We start from the raw sequence: 17,216 nt of genomic DNA, 5'->3' as shown, positions 1-17,216 counted from the left end.
AAGTTACCGAGCCCGAGGAACCGGTGGCCGAAGTACCTGACCCCGAAGTTACCGAGCCCGAGGAACCGGTGGCCGAAACGCCCGGAACGGAAGAACCCGAAGAGTTTGCCTGTTTTGACGTTCAGGAGTTTCTTGCCGAGATCCGGGCATTCGTCCAATCGATTCAGGCGCAGTTTGACCAGTTTGATTGGAACGACACGGACTATGCCGATGCGGAACCCGAAACCGACGATTTCGATATGGTGATGACCGGCGGTGACAATCCTGTGGACGATGTTGAGACATGTTCTGACATGGCCGGCGACAATTCGGGTGATGTCTTTGTGTTCAACTATTATGATTTCGACTGCATGATGGACGCCGCTTAACGGATACCACGGTGCGAGGCGGGGGCGATCCTGCCTCGCACCAATTTCTACTTCAATAGTTCAATAGACCTTGGGAACATACAGATCGTCCGGCAAAATCCGGCGTTCATATTCCGGGTTATACTTTCGATCCGGCAGATCGACCTTTTCCTGCGGCACATCCGAATACGGGATCTTGGTCAGCAGGTGTTCAATGCAGTTCAGGCGCTCGCGCTTTTTGTCATTGCCTTCGACGATGTACCAGGGCGCTTCGGGTATGTTCGTGCGAAACAACATGTCCTCCTTGGCCTTGGTGTAGGATTCCCACCGAATGCGCGATTCCAGATCCATCGGCGACAGCTTCCACTGCTTCATCGGATCGTGAATGCGCATCAGGAATCGCAACTGCTGTTCTTCATCGGTGATCGAGAACCAATATTTCAGCAGGATGATCCCCGACCGCACCAGCATCCGTTCGAATTCGGGAACGTCCTGAAAGAACTGTTCGACCTGATCTTCACTGGCAAAACCCATGACCCGTTCGACGCCCGCACGGTTGTACCAGGACCGGTCGAACAGAACGATTTCGCCAGCTGCGGGCAAATGCGGCACGTAGCGTTGGAAATACCACTGGCTTTGTTCCCTGCGACTGGGTGCGGGCAACGCAACCACACGCGCAACACGCGGGTTCAGGCGCTGGGTAATCCGCTTGATTACCCCCCCTTTACCGGCACTGTCGCGACCTTCGAACAGGATGCACACTTTGGCGCCCGTGTGTTGAACCCAATCCTGAACCCTGATCAGTTCGGCCTGCAATCGCAGCAGGTTCTGGAAATAGACCTTGCGGTCCAGCATGTCAGGATGCTGTTCCTTATAGATCTTGCGAACTTCCATCGACAGCATCGGCTCGCTGAATTCGATTTCGAGATCTTCATCCAGCGTGTCTTCGAGCTCGGCTTCCAGCCAGTCTTTTGGGGCATCATTGTTTTGGTAAGCCAAGATCTGCTCCTTATCAGTCAACGGGTTCCGACCATACCCAGAGAGTGTGACCGCCTGATGTCATCAGATACAATTGATGAACGCTCCGCGCCGGTTCAATTTCAAGTTGGTGCGGGGCCGTAAAACAGGCAGACGTTCGGTCATTCCTATAATTGAACCGACCTGCGCCTAGATACAAGCGTCTGATTTGACGCAACGCCGGCAGTTATGCAAAGGCTGATCCTTGCACGGCCTTGCCATTTGGGGTTGTCCGACGGCATCAATACGCACCTGAATACATGAGAGAGCCGTGGCGCATTTTGTATTCCTTCTGCCATTGATATGGCCCTGGTCCATACTGGTCGCCGGCATGGTCAGTGCGGCCTCGGGCAGGCGGCAACTTGGCCTGACGCTGCTGTTGGTGTTTGGTCTTGCCGCCCTCGCCATGGGGCTGGTCACGCCTTTGGCTGTTGGAGTTGTTGCTGCCGGATTGTTGGGGGCTGCGGCCCTGAACCATCTTACAGGCACCGGCGCGGCGGTTGGCCACGTCATGTTGATCGGCTGGTGTCTTGCATTGGGCGCGCATCAGGTGCCCGGTTTTCAAAACCTGCTGGTACTGGACCGGGTCTACGCCGGGCCGGACAGTTCGGCGTTTTCAATGTACTTGAATCTGGACAAGCCAATGGTGCTGTTCGCGGTCCTGCTGGCCTGGCCGGGAATGACTGATTCAGCGAGACCTGTCCGGAGAACACCCTTGCTAGTTGGCCTCGCGACCTTGCCCGCCCTCTTCGCCTTTGGGCTGGCCGCGCAGGCCATCCGGCCAGAACTCAGCCCACCACCTTGGTGGCTGATTTTTGCATTGTCGAACCTGTTTCTGACCTGCCTGACGGAAGAGGCTTTTTTCCGCGGGTACCTGCAGTCGCTTATTGCTTCCAAACTTGGTGCAGCACTTGGTGTGACTCTGGCCAGCTTTCTGTTTGGTCTGGCGCATTTTGCAGGGGGTACGGCCCTGGTCGCTTATGCCGCGATTCTTGGTGCGGCCTGTGGTTTGGGATTTTATGCGACCGGTCGGTTGTGGGTGCCCGTTCTGATGCATTTCGGCTTCAATGCCGTGCATTTGATCCTGTTCACCTACCCGGCCCCAGCCTGACGGTCACACCGGCAAGGCCGTCGTCTTGAACACAGTGCGCAAGGCAAATGAGCTTTGCATTTGCGCCACGCCGGGCAAGCGCGACAGGTACTGACGGTGAATTCGGGCGAAATCCTCTGTGTTCTCGGCGACAACTTTCAAAATATAGTCCGCCGTCCCCGCCATAAGATGACACTCCAGAACGTCGGGAATACGCGCCACCGCTTTTTCGAACGCATCCAAAAGCTCTTCGGCCTGGCCCTGCAACGTGATCTCGACAAACACGGTGGTCGGGACGTTCATCTTGCGTGCATCCAGCAACGCAACGTAGTTTCGAATGTACCCTTCGGCCTCAAGCCGTTGGACCCGCCGGTGACATGCCGATGGCGACAGATTCACCTGGTCTGACAGCTCGGCATTCGACATCCTGCCGTTTCTCTGCAGGGCGGCCAGAATCTTTCTATCGGTCGTATCGAGGCTCATTGGCGCAAGTCCTTTGCAAGAAATTCCAATAATACCGAAGATTCTCGCAAAGAAAACCCAAATGACGGGCAGAGTTTCACAGAAATTGCATCCCGAATTGCACATAATTTGGGCAGTTTATGAATGGAGGAGCGAGAAATGAAAATCGGTTGCCCCAAGGAAATCAAACCCCAGGAATTCCGTGTTGGCATGACCCCCAACGCTGCGCAAGAAGCTGTTGCGCGCGGCCACGAGGTCATCATTGAAACCAATGCCGGCATGGGTTCCGGCTTTGACAACGACTCGTATGTCGCCGCAGGTGCGCGTATCGTCGACACCGCAGAAGAAGTTTTTGCGACCGCAGACATGATCGTAAAGGTCAAAGAACCTCAGGCGGTCGAGCGCAAGATGCTGCGTGAAGGCCAGCTGCTGTTCACCTACCTGCATCTGGCACCTGATCCAGACCAGACCCACGACCTGCTGGCGTCGGGCTGCACCGCGATTGCCTATGAGACCGTAACCGATTCCAAAGGCGGCCTGCCGTTGCTGGCACCGATGTCCGAAGTTGCCGGTCGTCTGGCACCTCAGGTCGGTTCGTGGACCCTGCAAAAGGCCAATGGCGGTCGCGGCGTTCTGATGGGTGGCGTTCCCGGCGTTGGCCCGGCCAAAGTCATCGTGATCGGCGGCGGCGTTGTTGGCACGCACGCAGCCAAGATCGCGGCAGGCATGGGCGCTGACGTCACCGTTCTGGACCGGTCTCTGCCACGCCTGCGTTACCTCGACGACGTTTTCGGCGGCACCTTCAAGAGCCAGTACTCCACAGCCGGCGCAACGGCCGAGCTGATCCAGGATGCCGACATGGTCATCGGTGCGGTTCTGATTCCTGGCGCTGCGGCACCCAAGCTGATCTCGCGCGCGCAGTTGTCCACCATGAAACCCGGCGCGGTTCTGGTTGACGTTGCCATCGACCAGGGCGGCTGCTTTGAAACCTCCAAAGCGACCACCCATGCCGATCCGATCTATGAAGTGGACGGCGTCATGCACTATTGCGTGGCCAACATGCCGGGCGCAGTTGCGCGAACCTCAACCATCGCATTGGGCAACGCGACTATGCCGTTCCTGCTGGCACTGGCGGGTAAAGGCTGGAAGAAAGCATGTCAGGACGACTCGCATTTGCTGGCAGGTCTGAACGTCCATGCCGGTCAGCTGACTTACGAAGCTGTTGGTACGGCGCTGGGTCTGGATGTTGTCTCGCCCGAGGCAATCGTCAACGCCTGAAGCACTCCCGCCCCTGTAAGGAGCCGCTAAAGCGGCTGCTTTACAGCGTTGGGCATGGCGGCGCGCCTTTGGCGCGCCGCTTTTCTTTTGATCGAACGACTTTTGCACCGACAAAAAAACGCCGCGCTAAAAGCGCGGCGCCGGGCCCAAACGGAGGAGGGCATTTCCAATGCCCGCGCGACGGGCGGGAGAATTTACCCTTCTTTGTGAATTTCCACAGAATGCGGGTAGGGAATCGAAACGCCTTTGGCGTCAAACGCTTCCTTCACGGCTTTGGTCAGGTCGAACTTCACATCCCAATAGTCCGCGGCCGCGCACCAGAGGCGCGCCGTCAGATCGACCGAGCTGTCACCCAAGTTTGTCACACGCACCCAAGGTTCCGGATCACTGTGGATACGGTCATCGGCCTTCGCGACATCCAGAATGATCTTCATCGCCTCATCAGCGCTGTCACCGTAATCAATGCCGAACACCAGATCGACACGCCGCGTGTCATGCGCCGAGTAGTTTGTGATGATCGATCCCCAGGATTGTCCGTTGGGAACGATGATCTGCACGTTATCCGGCGTCACCAGCTCGGTCGTGAACAGGTTCAGATCCTTAACAGTGCCTGCGGTGCCGCCGATATCGACATACTGACCCAGCTTGTAAGGGCGGAAGACAACCAGCATAACGCCCGCAGCAAGATCGCTCAGCGTTCCCTGTAGGGCCAAACCGATGGCCAGAGAAGCAGCACCCAAAATGGCGACGATGCTTGTCGCCTGAATGCCAAAGATGCCCAGCACTGCAACCAGTACCATGGCCAGTATGACCCATTTCACCAGACTGGCGACGAAATTCCCAAGCGTCTGATCAATATGCGGTGTCGCATTGATCCGGCGCCGGACGACACCGGCAATGGCGCCAGCAATGATCCATCCAAGGATCAGTACGACCAGCGCTTTGACCGCGCTTATGATCAGCGGGGCATAGGCTCCCACCTGTGTTACGACCTCATCCACGCGCATCTCCTTTCGATTCACGGCAAACCCGCGTCTCTCAGCGCGGGATTGGCGGAATAGTGATCCATAAGCGCGCTTCGGTCTAGGTGTGAGATACGCAGGTTTTCCCCGTTGTTCTCACGTACACAGCCCCTGACCTTGTATGCACAGCCCAGATGCTGGCAAGACTGGACAATTGAACCTACCTATTGCACGCAACCCATGACAGGAGCCCCCCATGCTGGATACCGCCTCTCACCCAATAACGGCACGCTGGCCTGCGCAGTTTCCCGACAGGATTCAGCTCTATTCTTTCCCCACGCCGAACGGCGTCAAAGCGTCAATCATGCTGGAGGAAACCGGCCTGCCCTATGAAGCCCATCGGGTTACCCTGTCAGACTCGGATGTCAAAAGCCCCGAATTCCTGTCATTGAACCCCAACAACAAAATCCCGGCGATCATCGACCCGAATGGTCCGGACGGAGAATCCATTGGTCTGTTCGAAAGCGGAGCGATCCTGATATATCTCGCCGAGAAAAGCGGCAAGTTTCTGGGTCAGACCAAAGCCGACAAATATCGCGTGATCCAATGGGTGATGTTCCAGATGGGCGGCATCGGTCCGATGTTCGGGCAACTGGGCTATTTTCACAAATTCGCAGGCAGCGAGATCGAAGACCCCCGCCCCCGCGAACGCTACGTGAACGAAGCCAAGCGATTGCTGAATGTCCTGAACCAACAGCTTGAAGGCCAGGATTGGATTGCCGGAGACTATTCGATTGCCGATATCGCAATCGCGCCGTGGCTGCGCGGGCTCGAATTCTACAATGCGCACGACCTTGTTGGTTGGGAAGACCACGCCAATCTGGTGGCCTATCTCAACCGGTTCCTGGAACGACCCGCGGTGCAAAAAGGCCTGGTTACGCCGCCCCGGGACTGATTGCTTCGGCGATCTTTTCGGCAATCATGATAGTGGGCGCATTGGTATTGCCACCGACCAAAGTCGGCATGACTGAAGCGTCCACCACCCGCAGCCCATCGACCCCATGAACCCGACCTTCGGTATCGACAACGGCCATATCGTCGATCCCCATCTTGCAGGTGCCCACCGGGTGATAGATCGTGTCGGCACGGCTGCGGATATCAGCCTCCAAGGCCTGATCACTGCCGTCATGGGCATAGAGCCGCTTTTTGCGCCAAGGTTCCAGCGGCTCGGATTCGAGAATTGATTCCATGATACGAGCCCCGCGCTTCAACAGATCCAGATCGCGGTCATCGCTGAGATAAGCCGGATCAATACGCGGCGGTTCTCCTGCCCGGTCCGAGGTTAGCCCAACGCTGCCCCTGCTGAACGGGCGCAACACACAGACATGGCACGAAAACCCGTGCGACAAGTGAATCTTGCGCATGTGGTCGTCAACGATTCCGACAACAAAGTGCAGCTGAAGATCCGGTTTGGAAACGGATGGATCAGATTTGAAGAACGCGCCGCCTTCGGCAAAGGGAGTCGCAAACAGCCCCTCTCCAGTGCGGCGCCAGTCCAACCCTGCCTTGGCCAGGTTCCATAGCCCGCCCGGGGTCAGCCCGATGACATCCTTACGTTTCGAATGATAGCTGAGGACATAGTCCAGGTGGTCCTGCAGATTCTGACCAACGCCGGGCAAGTCGTGCAGAACAGGAATACCGTGCTGTTTCAACTCGTCTTCGGGCCCAATACCGGACAACATCAGCAATTGTGGCGAACCAAATGCACCCCCCGAAAGGATGACTTCCCGACGGGCGCGAACTTCGACTTCTTTGCCTTTCTGACGCAGCAAAACCCCGGTTGCGCGCTTTTTGTCAAAAAGGATCTTCTGGGCTTCTGCCCTTGTCATGATTGTCAGGTTCGGCCGCGATTTGACGCCCCGCAAATAGGCCGCAGCTGCCGAGCAACGTTCACCCTTATGCGCCCCGTCCTGGAACTGCGTGACCTGATACAGGCCTGCGCCTTCCTGCTCCGGCCCGTTGAAATCCTTTGTCTTGCGAATTTGTTGCTGGCCACAGGCTTCGACAAACGCATGAGAGATGGCACGCGGCTCAGACTGGTCCGACACCTGCAAGGGACCATCACCGCCGTGGAGATCATCCGCACCGCGCGCATTGCCCTCGGTCTTGCGGAAGTAAGGCAGGACATTCTTCCAATTCCAACCTTCACACCCCAAATCCGCCCATTCATCATAGTCGCTGGGATGACCACGCACGTAAAGCATGGCATTGATCGCCGATGAGCCCCCCAGCGCTTTGCCGCGTGGCTGAAACCCTTTCCGACCATTCAACCCGGGCTGGCGCACCGTTTGAAAGGCCCAATTATTCAGCTTGGGTCGCCCCGACACCATGGCTGCCACCAGGGCCGGAGCCCGGATCACCAGATCCTCACCCGCCCCGCCCGCTTCGATCAGGCAAACGCTTGTGTCTGGTTGTTCGCTCAGCCGCGCGGCCATCACACAACCAGCGGACCCGCCGCCCACGATGACGTAATCGAATTCCATGGCTGCTCTCCCCCACTGCCCTATCAGACGGTAGAAAGCGCCCTGAAATCAGGCAAGCGGAACGTAGCGTGAGTTATTTTGGCAGGGCGCCCGTCAGAACATAGCGCAGCACATCAACCACTTGGCCCGGGTGCTCGGCCACAGCCAGCGCCGCAGCATCCACTTCTTTCAGCGCGTGCTGGTGATCAGGACCGTGCAGTACGATCAAGGACTTTCCCAAAGCCGCAGCATAACCCGCATCGAAGGCTGCATTCCACTGTTTGTACTTCTCGCCGAACCGGACCACGACCACATCGGCATCCGCAATACCCTTGCGGGTGCGGATCGCGTTGACCATCGCGCCTTTGTGGTCGTGCCAATACTTGTTTGGCTCGGCCCCCAGAATGGCAACACCGCAATCGTCGCTGGCTGCGTGATCGGTGACCGGACTGTTGAACGTGATGTCCAACCCCTGCGCGCCGTCGATGATCTGCTCACGCCAGTCGGTGTGGATTTCGCCAGAGAGGTAAACGTTCAGGCCCATGGGTGTCTCCTTTAATCTTTTGCAGCGACCCTAGTGGGAATAGCGCAGCAACCCAAGAGAGGGATCAGACAAATAGATTGGATTCACCCGCCATAAACGCAAGAGTTGAAACGGACATTGATCGCTCTCGCAACATTCGACAGAGTTCGGATAAGGCGTTGAATTGAAACAGTTTCCGACGTCACCTGCAGGTGGCCCCAACGGAATGCGAGACAAGGAAGGTATCATGGGCGGTTTTTTGGACGGGTTTGTTCGGCAGGCATCGATTACCAAACTGAATCAGAACAACCGGGATATGAAAGACATGGCCAAGGGGATTGGTCAGGTCGTTGCCCATGCGGTTGCGCAACAAGAGCGCATCAACGCTGAAACCGCGACGAATGAGGAGCTTCGGGAAGAGATACAACGGCTTCAGCAGGAAGTTTTGGACTTGAGATACAGCATCGACAAAAGAGAATGCCATCGATTGGCAGATGAAGCGCGTACTAAGTATTTAATGTCGTTGCTGGACCAAATCTGCCTGGATAACGGGAGCCTTAACCCGGCGCGTACACCCGCTTACAAAGACCCGGATAAATTGCGCATCCCTTCCGGTAATCGCAAGGGAGTGGCGATGACGTCAGCGGATCATGCTTACCTTGAAGCTTTCGCAAGCAAGTTTGTTGATTGTTTTGCCGAAAAATGGACCCACATCGACGACTGGAAAGACTTTCTACACGGAAAAATCTCGTATTGATCAGGCGTCTACAAAAAGAAAAAGGGGCTCCGCATTCGGAACCTCTTTTTTTTTGAATGGTCATAATACCAGTCGGCTTAGCCGCGAAGGACACCGCCGGTTGCCTTTGTGACCTTTGCGATGATCTTCTCGGCCACCGCTTCGATGTCTTTTTCCTTAAGCGTCGTGTCCGTCGGCTGCAGGCGCACGGTGATGGCAAGTGATTTCTTGCCCTCACCGAGACTGCCACCGATGAACTCGTCAAAGACGCGGACATCTTCGATCAGCGCCTTGTCGGCACCGGCCGCGGCATTGACCAGCGTCAGCGCCTCGACGCTCTCGTCGACGACGAATGCAAAGTCACGCTCGACCGCCTGCAAATCACGCAGTTCAAGCGCGGCGCGGGTAGCGCCGGATTTACGCGGCAAAGGCACCTCTTCTGGCCAGATGGTGAAGGCCATCGCCGGGCCTTTGATGTCCATCGTCTGCAACACCCGTGGATGCAGTTCGCCAAAGACACCCAAAACCTTTTTGGGACCCAGGCAAATTTTACCGTGACGACCCGGATGCCACCAGGCGTCACCGTCGCGCAGGACCTGCACCTTGGCAGGTGCACCAATGGCCGTCAGCACGGCCTCGGCATCCGCCTTGGCATCGAACACGTCTACAGGGCGCGAGGCACCGTGCACATCCTTCGGACCATTGCGGCCAACCAGCAGACCGGTGATCTGGGTTTTCTGATCGCCGGGCTCGCCATCATGGAAGACGGGGCCAACCTCGAACAAAGCAACATCGGCATAGCCACGCGCCTGATTGCGGGCAACGGCCTGCAACAGACCGGGCAGCAGATCCGGGCGCATATGGCTCATCTCGGACGAGATTGGGTTTTCCAGCTGCGTCGCCTCATCCCCGCCACCAAACAGCGCGGCCGAAGCCTGATCAATGAAGGTGTAGCTGACACATTCGTTGTAACCCAGCGCCGCACAAGTGCGACGCGCCATCGACTGACGTCGCTGCGTCGGGGTCATCACCGCCTTGGGAATACCATCCGTCACACGCGGCAGCGGCTTGCCCTGCAATTTAGTCAGGGATGCAATCCGCGCGACCTCTTCCACCAGATCAGCTTCGCCCATAATATCGGGGCGCCAGCTTGGGACATGCGCCATCTCGCCTTCCAGACGGAAACCTAGGCGGGTCAGAGTCTGGCGTTGCTCGCTTTCCGGAATGTCCATGCCCACCAGCGACTGCACGCGTTCAGCGTCCAGCTTGTAAGCACGCGAGTGATCCGGTGCCTTGCCAGCTTCGACCACTTTCGAAGCTTCGCCACCGCAGATATCCAGGATCATCTGCGTTGCATGTTCTAACCCTTCCAGCGTGTATTCAGGGTCCACGCCACGTTCGAACCGATAACGCGCGTCCGAGTTGATCTTAAGCGCACGACCGGTCAACGCGATCTGCACATGATCCCAAAACGCGCTTTCAAGGAACACATTCACGGTGTCCTCGGTACAGCCGGTTTCCTCACCGCCCATGATGCCGGCAATCGACTCCGGGCCCTTATCGTCCGAAATCACCATCATACCGGGCTGCAGGGTGTATTCTTTCTCGTCCAGCGCAACCAGCTTTTCACCGCCTTTGGCACGGTGAACGCGCAGGTTACCCTGCACCTTGTCCGCATCGAAAACGTGCAGCGGGCGGTTCTGGTCGAACGTCATATAGTTGGTGATATCCACCAAAGCCGAGATCGGACGCAGGCCGATTGCCTTCAACTGATCCTGCAGCCATTGCGGGCTGGGGCCGTTCTTGACCCCTTTGATCAGGCGGCCAGTGAAATGCGGCGCACCGTCCAGCGTATCCTCATCGATCGTCACCTTGATCGGGCTTTCGAACTCACCCGGCACCGGTGTATAGCCGCGTTCCTTCAGCGTACCGACGCCACGTGCAGCCAAATCGCGAGCGATCCCGGCCACGCCCAGCGCATCGGGGCGGTTCGGCGTGATGGCGATTTCGATCATCGTATCGACTTTCGCCGGCTCGTTCTCGGCCAACCAGTCAACGAATTTGTCGCCGACTTCGCCCGAGGGCAGCTCGATGATGCCGTCATGTTCTTCTGACAGCTCCAACTCCCGCTCCGAGGCCATCATGCCAAAGCTTTCGACGCCGCGGATCTTGCCCACGCTGATCGTAAGATCCAGACCGGGGATATACATGCCCGGCTTACAGACCACGACCGTGATACCTTCGCGTGCGTTGGGCGCGCCGCAGATGATCTGCAGATCGCCCTCGTCAGTCGCGACCGTGCACACGCGCAGCTTATCCGCATCCGGGTGCTTTTCCGCGTGTTTCACATAGCCCAGCGTAAAGCCCGCCAGACGGTCCGCCGGGTTCACGATCTCTTCGACTTCCAGTCCAAGATCGGTCAGCGTCTCTGCAATCTCATCCACCGACGCATCGGTGTCGAGGTGGTCTTTCAGCCAGGAAAGAGTGAATTTCATCGGTCGGTTTCCGCCAGTAAATCTAGGGTCAGACCGCGTGTAACGGATATTGCGGACAGGGGAAAGAGGGTGCGGGGGGCTTGGGCGCCTACTCTTCCGCGACCGTGTTGGAAACACCATCCGCACCAGCAAACACCGCCAGAATCCGAGCAATACCGTCCCCGGAATTCACTCCTGCATGAGGTGTGCGAAACGCCTCAACCAGCGCATCGCCGGTTTTGTAGGTTTTGGTCCCGGCATCCCCGTAATCCACCGTGATTTCACCCTCCAGCATGTAAGCCGCCAGCGGGACCTCGTGCCTGTGCCAGCCGGTTTTTTGACCAGGCTGCATGGTCACGATGGCCATGGTTATCTGCGCCTTGCCTTCGGGGTATTCCAGTGCCTCGCCAATCACGGACTTATCGGTCTGCAACAGAACCTCAACCGGCGGATACGTATCGCGCGCCAGAACAGGTGTGGTTGCAAGGATTAGGGCGCTTAGCAGCAAGGTTCGCATCGGGCAGTTCCATTCTCGGATCATTCCGGGCAACCAAGCTGGAAATACCTGTCCAAGTCAAATGTTCAGGGGTAGGTCGGTTCCCGCCCCAAAAGCTCATCCAGTTGTCGCCCGATCCAGCCATGCGGGATGAAGTGCCCGCCGGGATGCGTATCCAGCGAAACCTGTCCCCGTGCGCAATCCGTCCATTCCACCCGGCTGAGCGTCAGGATCGGCACAACGCTCCAATCCCCGCGCGGCGTCGCTGTTTCACACCCGAATTTCTGCCGCCACAGCGCCACTGGATAAGTCGTGTCCCCGCCCGGCCCAAAGGGGAAATCCATTACGGTGTCGCTGGTCCCGTGCACATGGCGCACCTCGGCCGGGGCTTGCGGGCAGTGCTCGGTCTGACGGATCGACCCCGCGACCGCCAGCAAGGCAGCCGTGTCATTGCCTGACTGGCACACATAGCGCCACGCCATCGCACCACCAAAGGAATAGCCCGATACATAGATGCGGTCCGGGTCAATTGGATAGCGTTTGGCCACATCCTCAAGCACCCGGTCGGCAAAGGGGACATCGCGCGTGTCCGAGGTCCAGAAATCCCAGCTTTTGCCCAACCCGTTCGGGGCCACCAACAACACGCCGCGCAGTTTCGTGGCCCCGGCGATGCGTTCGTGGTTCACCACCACCGTTCCCTGCCGCGCCCAGCCGTGAAAATGCAGCAACACCGGCAAAGGCGTTTCGCCATCCCAGCCGTCGGGCTCCAGCACATGATAGGAACGGTCGCCGACCTGACAGGCGGTATCACCGTGGCAGGTATCCACGGCAGCGGCGTGGGTGGCGATCAGCAGAAAGAGGAAGAGCAGTCGGTAAATCATCTGCCGAACCCTAGCGAGCCTGCGCCCGCTGTCACGTCACAACCCCGTGGGAGATTGTGACAAGCCGCGCCTATTTTTTTGAACGATCAATTAGCTTCTTAGTTTTCCACAACTGTGCATCTCTGTCTCGCGCCGCTTGATCTCGTTTTTCCCAAACCTTCTGATTTGCCATCATGAAAAGGAGTGAAAATGGCGAAGACGCAAATAAAATTAGAGCGCTCAACCATCCTGGCAGAAAACTCGCAAGCACACAAAAGAGAACGAACCATCCAAAGAGAATCACATTTCCCACCCAGCGACTATTTCGGGAAGAGAGCGCGAAACTCCAATCATAGAATTTCGAAAAATAAAGCCCTAGTAGATACACTATCTACCACCACTTCCAAAAACCGCTGTTCCGTCTATTGATCAGGTCGTGGGTTTTCTCTCTTTGGAATCTGTCGCGCAGGAGGAAACTTCCTATCCGCACGAATTCAAGCCCAGCAATAAGAATGCCTGGCAGAAACAGAAACGCGGACGCAAAAAATGCGATCAGAACGGCGGCAGAGTTGCTTTCCCAAACCCACGATGCGAGCGTTGGCAACACAAACAGCGCAAGAATCAAGCATAACAGCCAAAGCAACGGGTAGTTGGAAACCCTACGTTTCCACCAATCGCGATACGCTGTTAGCCAGTCGTCCAATGATCCCCCTAACGGCTCAAACCACCATGCAGGTTCGGCATATCCAGCGCCGCAAACCCATAATGGCGCAGCCAGCGCAGGTCGGAATCAAAGAACGCGCGCAGGTCAGGAATGCCGTATTTCAGCATCGCCAGACGGTCGATGCCGATGCCAAAGGCAAAGCCCTGATAGACGTCCGGGTCTATACCACCGGCGGCGATCACCTTGGGGTGGACCATGCCGGAACCCAGAATCTCCATCCAGTCGTCGCCCTCGCCGATCTTCAGCTGACCGTTATCCCAGGAACAGCGGATATCGACCTCAGCCGACGGCTCGGTGAAGGGGAAGTGCGAAGCGCGGAAGCGCAGTTCGACATCGTCGACCTCGAAGAACGCCTTCACGAACTCTTCCAGAACCCATTTCAGGTTCGCCATCGAGATGTCCTTGTCGATGGCCAGACCTTCGACCTGATGGAACATCGGGGTGTGGGTCTGGTCATAGTCGGCGCGGTATACGCCGCCCGGACAAATGATGCGGATCGGCGCGCCCTGTTTCTCCATCGAGCGGATCTGGACCGGCGACGTATGGGTGCGCAACACGTGCGGCGGGCGATTGTCGCCCTCGGCACGGTGCATATAAAACGTATCCATCTCGGCCCGCGCGGGGTGGTGGCCGGGGATGTTCAGAGCGTCGAAATTATGCCAGTCGGTCTCAATCCGCGGCCCTTCGGCCACCGAGAAACCCAGTTCGGCAAAGATCGCGGTCAGCTCCTCAGTCGCTTGGCTAACTGGGTGGATCGAGCCCTGACGGCGCGCGCGGGTCGGCAGAGTCACATCCAGCCATTCTGTGCGCAGGCGTTCGTCCAGCGCGGCATCGGCCAAAGCGGCTTTCTTGGCGGACAGGGCCGAGTTGATCTCATCCTTCAGGGCATTCAGCGCGGGGCCAGCGACCTGTCGTTCCTCGGGCGTCATCTTGCCCAACTCGCGCATCTTCAGCGCGACTTCGCCTTTTTTGCCGACAGCCGCGACACGGATCGCTTCGAGCGCGTTTTCGTCGCCTGCATCGGCGATCTGACCCAGATATTTTGCCTTAAGATCGTCCATGACGGTTCCCTGAATGCTGTTGAAGCTCTGCTATCACAGCAGTCTGTGAAAGCAAGAGGGGCGGTTCAGATCGCCCGCAGCATTGCCACTTGTGGGCCGCACCGGACCGGGCGAACGGTCGGGCCATAGGTTTGCGGCTGATCCAAAAGTTCGGGGAACAGGGCGAACAGCTCGTCTGCGGCTTCGCGGTCAAGACTCGACAGGCCCTGAGCCCCGGGAAAGAAGCTTTCCGAGATCAGGCCAGAGGTCGACACCAGTTGATGCCGGTCAAAGAACAGATGAACATAGTGAACATGGTCGCAAGGCGCGGATGTGATGGTCGTGTCATTGACCATTGATTTGGCCGCGACAAGGACCTCATCTTCTCCGAACAGCAGCTGCGCCTGCCAACCTGAGACCAGCAGGCGGTGTTGCGGCGAGACGTAAATGTCCCTTTCCGCCCCCAACGCGCCGGAACGGATGCGAACGGGTGCAAAACGACCCCGTCCTGAAACAGTGCAGCCACCGGCCCAGCGAATGATGCAAGCACCATCGTCCTGCGTTAGCACCAGGTCACCCGGCCCCAGAGTTTCAACCCTGCGCGGGCCGTCTGGCGTGTCGACCAACGTGCCAGCCGCGAAACACGGCGCGCCTGAATCGCCGGGTGAGAGCGGCGCATGCACAAGTGTGTCCGGGTTGGGCTGATTGAATTGCAGGGTCGTTGTGGTTTGGTTCGGCCCGACAAGAACCGGCAGATTTTCCGAAGTTTCCCCGGCGGCTAACCCATTTTGAGCGACGATATCAGTGGTGCCGCCACCGATATCGTAGAAATCGATGACCTCATTCGTCGACGTATTGGTCAGCGCATAGGCTTCATAGTTGGTAGCGCCGCCGCCATTGGGATCGGTCAGCAGGATCGGAAAGAAATCCGCTGAAATCACAAAGACCTGTTCGTTATTGTCAGGGTCTGTCGAGACCTGAACCGACGGGTGATCCAGCGGAATTTCGATCCCGACCTGACCATTCGCCTGATAGAAGGACACAGTGAAATTGGCCGGATCCTCATCGGATCTCAGCGCAACCTCTAGGAACTCGGACACACCGCTTTGGGCGGCGTAGGCATTGGAATAATGCAGTTCGCTGATACGGGCCATGACGCCATCACGCTCGGGAATATCCCGCCAATCATACTCGAAGGACCCCGCCACATGGCAAGGTCACATCGCGTTAATTGGCAAATACTCTCCTAAAGGCAACAGACCTAAAAGACGGTCAGTAACTGAAATCGGGATAAATCCGGGTCAGATCGCCGTTCCAGTCGCCGTTATAGTGATCCAACAATTCATCCGCCGGAACCTTGCCGGTTTCGATACTGTCCTTGAGCGCATTCAGGAAATGCGTCTCATCCGGTACCAACCCACCTGCACCGGGAAAGGCGCGGGATTTCAGGCCGGCTTGGGCGATCGAAACCACCTCACCAGCCAGATCGTGCATGTTGATATCGCCGACCTGCGCCTGCAAACCGTCCCGGGCCGCGGCAACCCGCAGCTCTTCGCGCGTTTCGGCGTCCCAGCCTTTAACCAGATCCCAGGCCGCATCCAACGCACCCTGATCATAGGTCAGACCCACCCAGAATGCGGGCAAGGCACACAGGCGGCGCCATGGGCCACCATCGGCCCCGCGCATCTCCATGAACTTCTTGATCCGCGCCTCGGGGAAGGCTGTGGTCAGGTGATCCGCCCAGTCTGACAAAGTCGGCGTTTCGCCCGGCAATGCAGGCAGTTTGCCTTGCAGAAAGTCACGGAAGGACTGGCCCAGCGCGTCGATATACTTGCCGTCGCGATAGACGAAATACATCGGCACATCCAAGGCGTACTCGACCCAAGCCTCGAACCCGAACCCGTCTTCGAACACAAAGGGCAGCATACCGGTGCGCGCATCATCCAGATGACGCCAGATATAGCTGCGCCAGCTTTTCTGACCGTTGGGTTTCCCCTCAAAGAACGGCGAATTGGCAAACAGTGCGGTTGCCACCGGCTGCAACGCCAGCGCGACGCGCAGTTTCTGCACCATGTCAGCCTCGGATCCAAAGTCGATATTGACCTGAACCGTACACGTCCGGCGCATCATCGACCGGCCCATGGTGCCGACCTTTTCCATGTAGTCATTCATCAGCCGGTAACGCCCCTTGGGCATCAGCGGCATTTCCTCGTGGGTCCAGATCGGGGCGGCCCCAAGGCCGATGAAGCCGACACCGATCTTGTCCGCGATATCCTTCACATCGCGCAGATGCGCGTTCACCTCGTCACAGGTTTCATGAATGGTCTCAAGCGGCGCGCCTGACAATTCCAACTGCCCACCGGGTTCCAGCGAGACATTGGCGCCGTCCTTTTCCAACCCGATCAGCTTGCCAGCCTCTTCCACCGGGGCCCAGCCGTGCAGATCGCGCAGCCCCTGCAGCACCGCAAGAATGGAACGCTCACCCTCAAAGGGCAGCGGTTTCAGCGTGTCCTTGCAATAACCGAACTTCTCATGTTCGGTTCCGATGCGCCAATCCTGTTTGGGCTTGCAGCCCGATTCCAGATATTCGGCCAGTTGCTCATGGCGTTCGATCGGTCCGCCGCCGGACTGGGGAATGGACATGAACCGTGCTCCGATCCTGATGTGTCTGTCGTTTGGTCAGTC

At 57.7% G+C, this 17,216-nt stretch carries 16 protein-coding genes and 1 pseudogene; 5 read left to right on the top strand and 12 right to left on the bottom strand.

Going from position 1 to position 17,216, the window contains the following annotated elements:
• Positions 1 to 368 (top strand): annotated as a pseudogene (locus tag AC2FLA_RS19550) (CAP domain-containing protein); the annotation flags it as partial.
• Between the two features lie 60 nt (positions 369 to 428).
• Here AC2FLA_RS19550 and ppk2 read toward each other — a convergent pair.
• Entirely contained in the window at positions 429 to 1,346 is a 918-nt protein-coding gene (ppk2, locus tag AC2FLA_RS19545; RefSeq protein ID WP_496724508.1) for a polyphosphate kinase 2, read from the bottom strand.
• A 289-nt stretch (positions 1,347 to 1,635) separates the two neighbouring features.
• On the opposite strand from ppk2, the gene AC2FLA_RS19540 reads away from it, so the two are divergent.
• The gene (locus AC2FLA_RS19540) at positions 1,636 to 2,475 is read left to right on the top strand and encodes a CPBP family intramembrane glutamic endopeptidase (RefSeq protein ID WP_496724506.1); all 840 of its coding nucleotides are present in this window, start codon (positions 1,636 to 1,638) and stop codon (positions 2,473 to 2,475) included.
• A 3-nt stretch (positions 2,476 to 2,478) separates the two neighbouring features.
• Here the strand turns inward: AC2FLA_RS19540 and AC2FLA_RS19535 are convergent, their stop codons facing one another.
• Entirely contained in the window at positions 2,479 to 2,937 is a 459-nt protein-coding gene (locus tag AC2FLA_RS19535; protein ID WP_058278916.1) for an Lrp/AsnC family transcriptional regulator, read from the bottom strand.
• Between the two features lie 138 nt (positions 2,938 to 3,075).
• Here AC2FLA_RS19535 and ald point away from each other — a divergent pair, with 138 nt between their 5' ends.
• On the top strand, positions 3,076 to 4,194 hold the full coding sequence (gene ald, locus AC2FLA_RS19530) for an alanine dehydrogenase (protein ID WP_496724504.1): 1,119 nt from the start codon (positions 3,076 to 3,078) through the stop codon (positions 4,192 to 4,194).
• Between the two features lie 194 nt (positions 4,195 to 4,388).
• Here ald and AC2FLA_RS19525 read toward each other — a convergent pair whose 3' ends face one another.
• Positions 4,389 to 5,201, bottom strand: coding sequence for a mechanosensitive ion channel family protein (locus AC2FLA_RS19525; RefSeq protein WP_496724512.1), 813 nt, complete (start codon positions 5,199 to 5,201; stop codon positions 4,389 to 4,391).
• A gap of 211 nt (positions 5,202 to 5,412) precedes the next feature.
• Here AC2FLA_RS19525 and AC2FLA_RS19520 point away from each other — a divergent pair, with 211 nt between their 5' ends.
• A complete protein-coding gene (locus AC2FLA_RS19520; RefSeq protein ID WP_496724502.1) occupies positions 5,413 to 6,111 on the top strand; it encodes a glutathione S-transferase family protein in 699 nt (232 codons plus the stop codon).
• On the opposite strand, the gene AC2FLA_RS19515 is transcribed toward AC2FLA_RS19520, so the two are convergent.
• Entirely contained in the window at positions 6,092 to 7,699 is a 1,608-nt protein-coding gene (locus AC2FLA_RS19515; protein WP_496724500.1) for a GMC family oxidoreductase, read from the bottom strand. The two genes, AC2FLA_RS19520 and AC2FLA_RS19515, sit on opposite strands and share 20 nt — an antisense overlap.
• A gap of 73 nt (positions 7,700 to 7,772) precedes the next feature.
• Complete coding sequence (locus AC2FLA_RS19510; RefSeq protein WP_496724498.1) at positions 7,773 to 8,222, bottom strand: YtoQ family protein; 450 nt, start codon at positions 8,220 to 8,222, stop codon at positions 7,773 to 7,775.
• A 226-nt stretch (positions 8,223 to 8,448) separates the two neighbouring features.
• Between AC2FLA_RS19510 and AC2FLA_RS19505 the strand changes: the two genes are divergently transcribed.
• Entirely contained in the window at positions 8,449 to 8,958 is a 510-nt protein-coding gene (locus AC2FLA_RS19505) for a hypothetical protein (RefSeq protein WP_496724496.1), read from the top strand.
• 77 nt (positions 8,959 to 9,035) lie between these two features.
• On the opposite strand, the gene pheT is transcribed toward AC2FLA_RS19505, so the two are convergent.
• The 7 genes from pheT to AC2FLA_RS19470 form a co-directional block, all read right to left on the bottom strand.
• The gene (gene pheT / locus AC2FLA_RS19500) at positions 9,036 to 11,432 is read right to left on the bottom strand and encodes a phenylalanine--tRNA ligase subunit beta (RefSeq protein WP_496724494.1); all 2,397 of its coding nucleotides are present in this window, start codon (positions 11,430 to 11,432) and stop codon (positions 9,036 to 9,038) included.
• Between the two features lie 88 nt (positions 11,433 to 11,520).
• On the bottom strand, positions 11,521 to 11,928 hold the full coding sequence (locus AC2FLA_RS19495) for a cupin domain-containing protein (RefSeq protein ID WP_496724492.1): 408 nt from the start codon (positions 11,926 to 11,928) through the stop codon (positions 11,521 to 11,523).
• Positions 11,929 to 11,993: 65 nt separating this feature from the next.
• Positions 11,994 to 12,788 carry a CE1 family esterase gene (locus AC2FLA_RS19490; RefSeq protein WP_496724490.1) on the bottom strand — a complete coding sequence of 265 codons (795 nt, stop codon included), beginning with the start codon at positions 12,786 to 12,788 and terminating at the stop codon, positions 11,994 to 11,996.
• Between the two features lie 370 nt (positions 12,789 to 13,158).
• Positions 13,159 to 13,470 carry a hypothetical protein gene (locus AC2FLA_RS19485; RefSeq protein WP_496698659.1) on the bottom strand — a complete coding sequence of 104 codons (312 nt, stop codon included), beginning with the start codon at positions 13,468 to 13,470 and terminating at the stop codon, positions 13,159 to 13,161.
• Between the two features lie 8 nt (positions 13,471 to 13,478).
• Complete coding sequence (gene pheS / locus AC2FLA_RS19480; protein ID WP_058273613.1) at positions 13,479 to 14,552, bottom strand: phenylalanine--tRNA ligase subunit alpha; 1,074 nt, start codon at positions 14,550 to 14,552, stop codon at positions 13,479 to 13,481.
• A 65-nt stretch (positions 14,553 to 14,617) separates the two neighbouring features.
• The gene (locus tag AC2FLA_RS19475; protein ID WP_496724488.1) at positions 14,618 to 15,739 is read right to left on the bottom strand and encodes a Hint domain-containing protein; all 1,122 of its coding nucleotides are present in this window, start codon (positions 15,737 to 15,739) and stop codon (positions 14,618 to 14,620) included.
• Between the two features lie 64 nt (positions 15,740 to 15,803).
• A complete protein-coding gene (locus tag AC2FLA_RS19470) occupies positions 15,804 to 17,174 on the bottom strand; it encodes a glutamate--cysteine ligase (protein ID WP_058273615.1) in 1,371 nt (456 codons plus the stop codon).
• Positions 17,175 to 17,216: the final 42 nt, after the last annotated feature.

It is taken from the genome of Ruegeria sp. CDSA033, assembly GCF_059612305.1.
The sequence above is the reverse complement of the archived record's forward strand: the minus strand, read 5'-3'. Positions and strand labels throughout refer to the sequence as shown.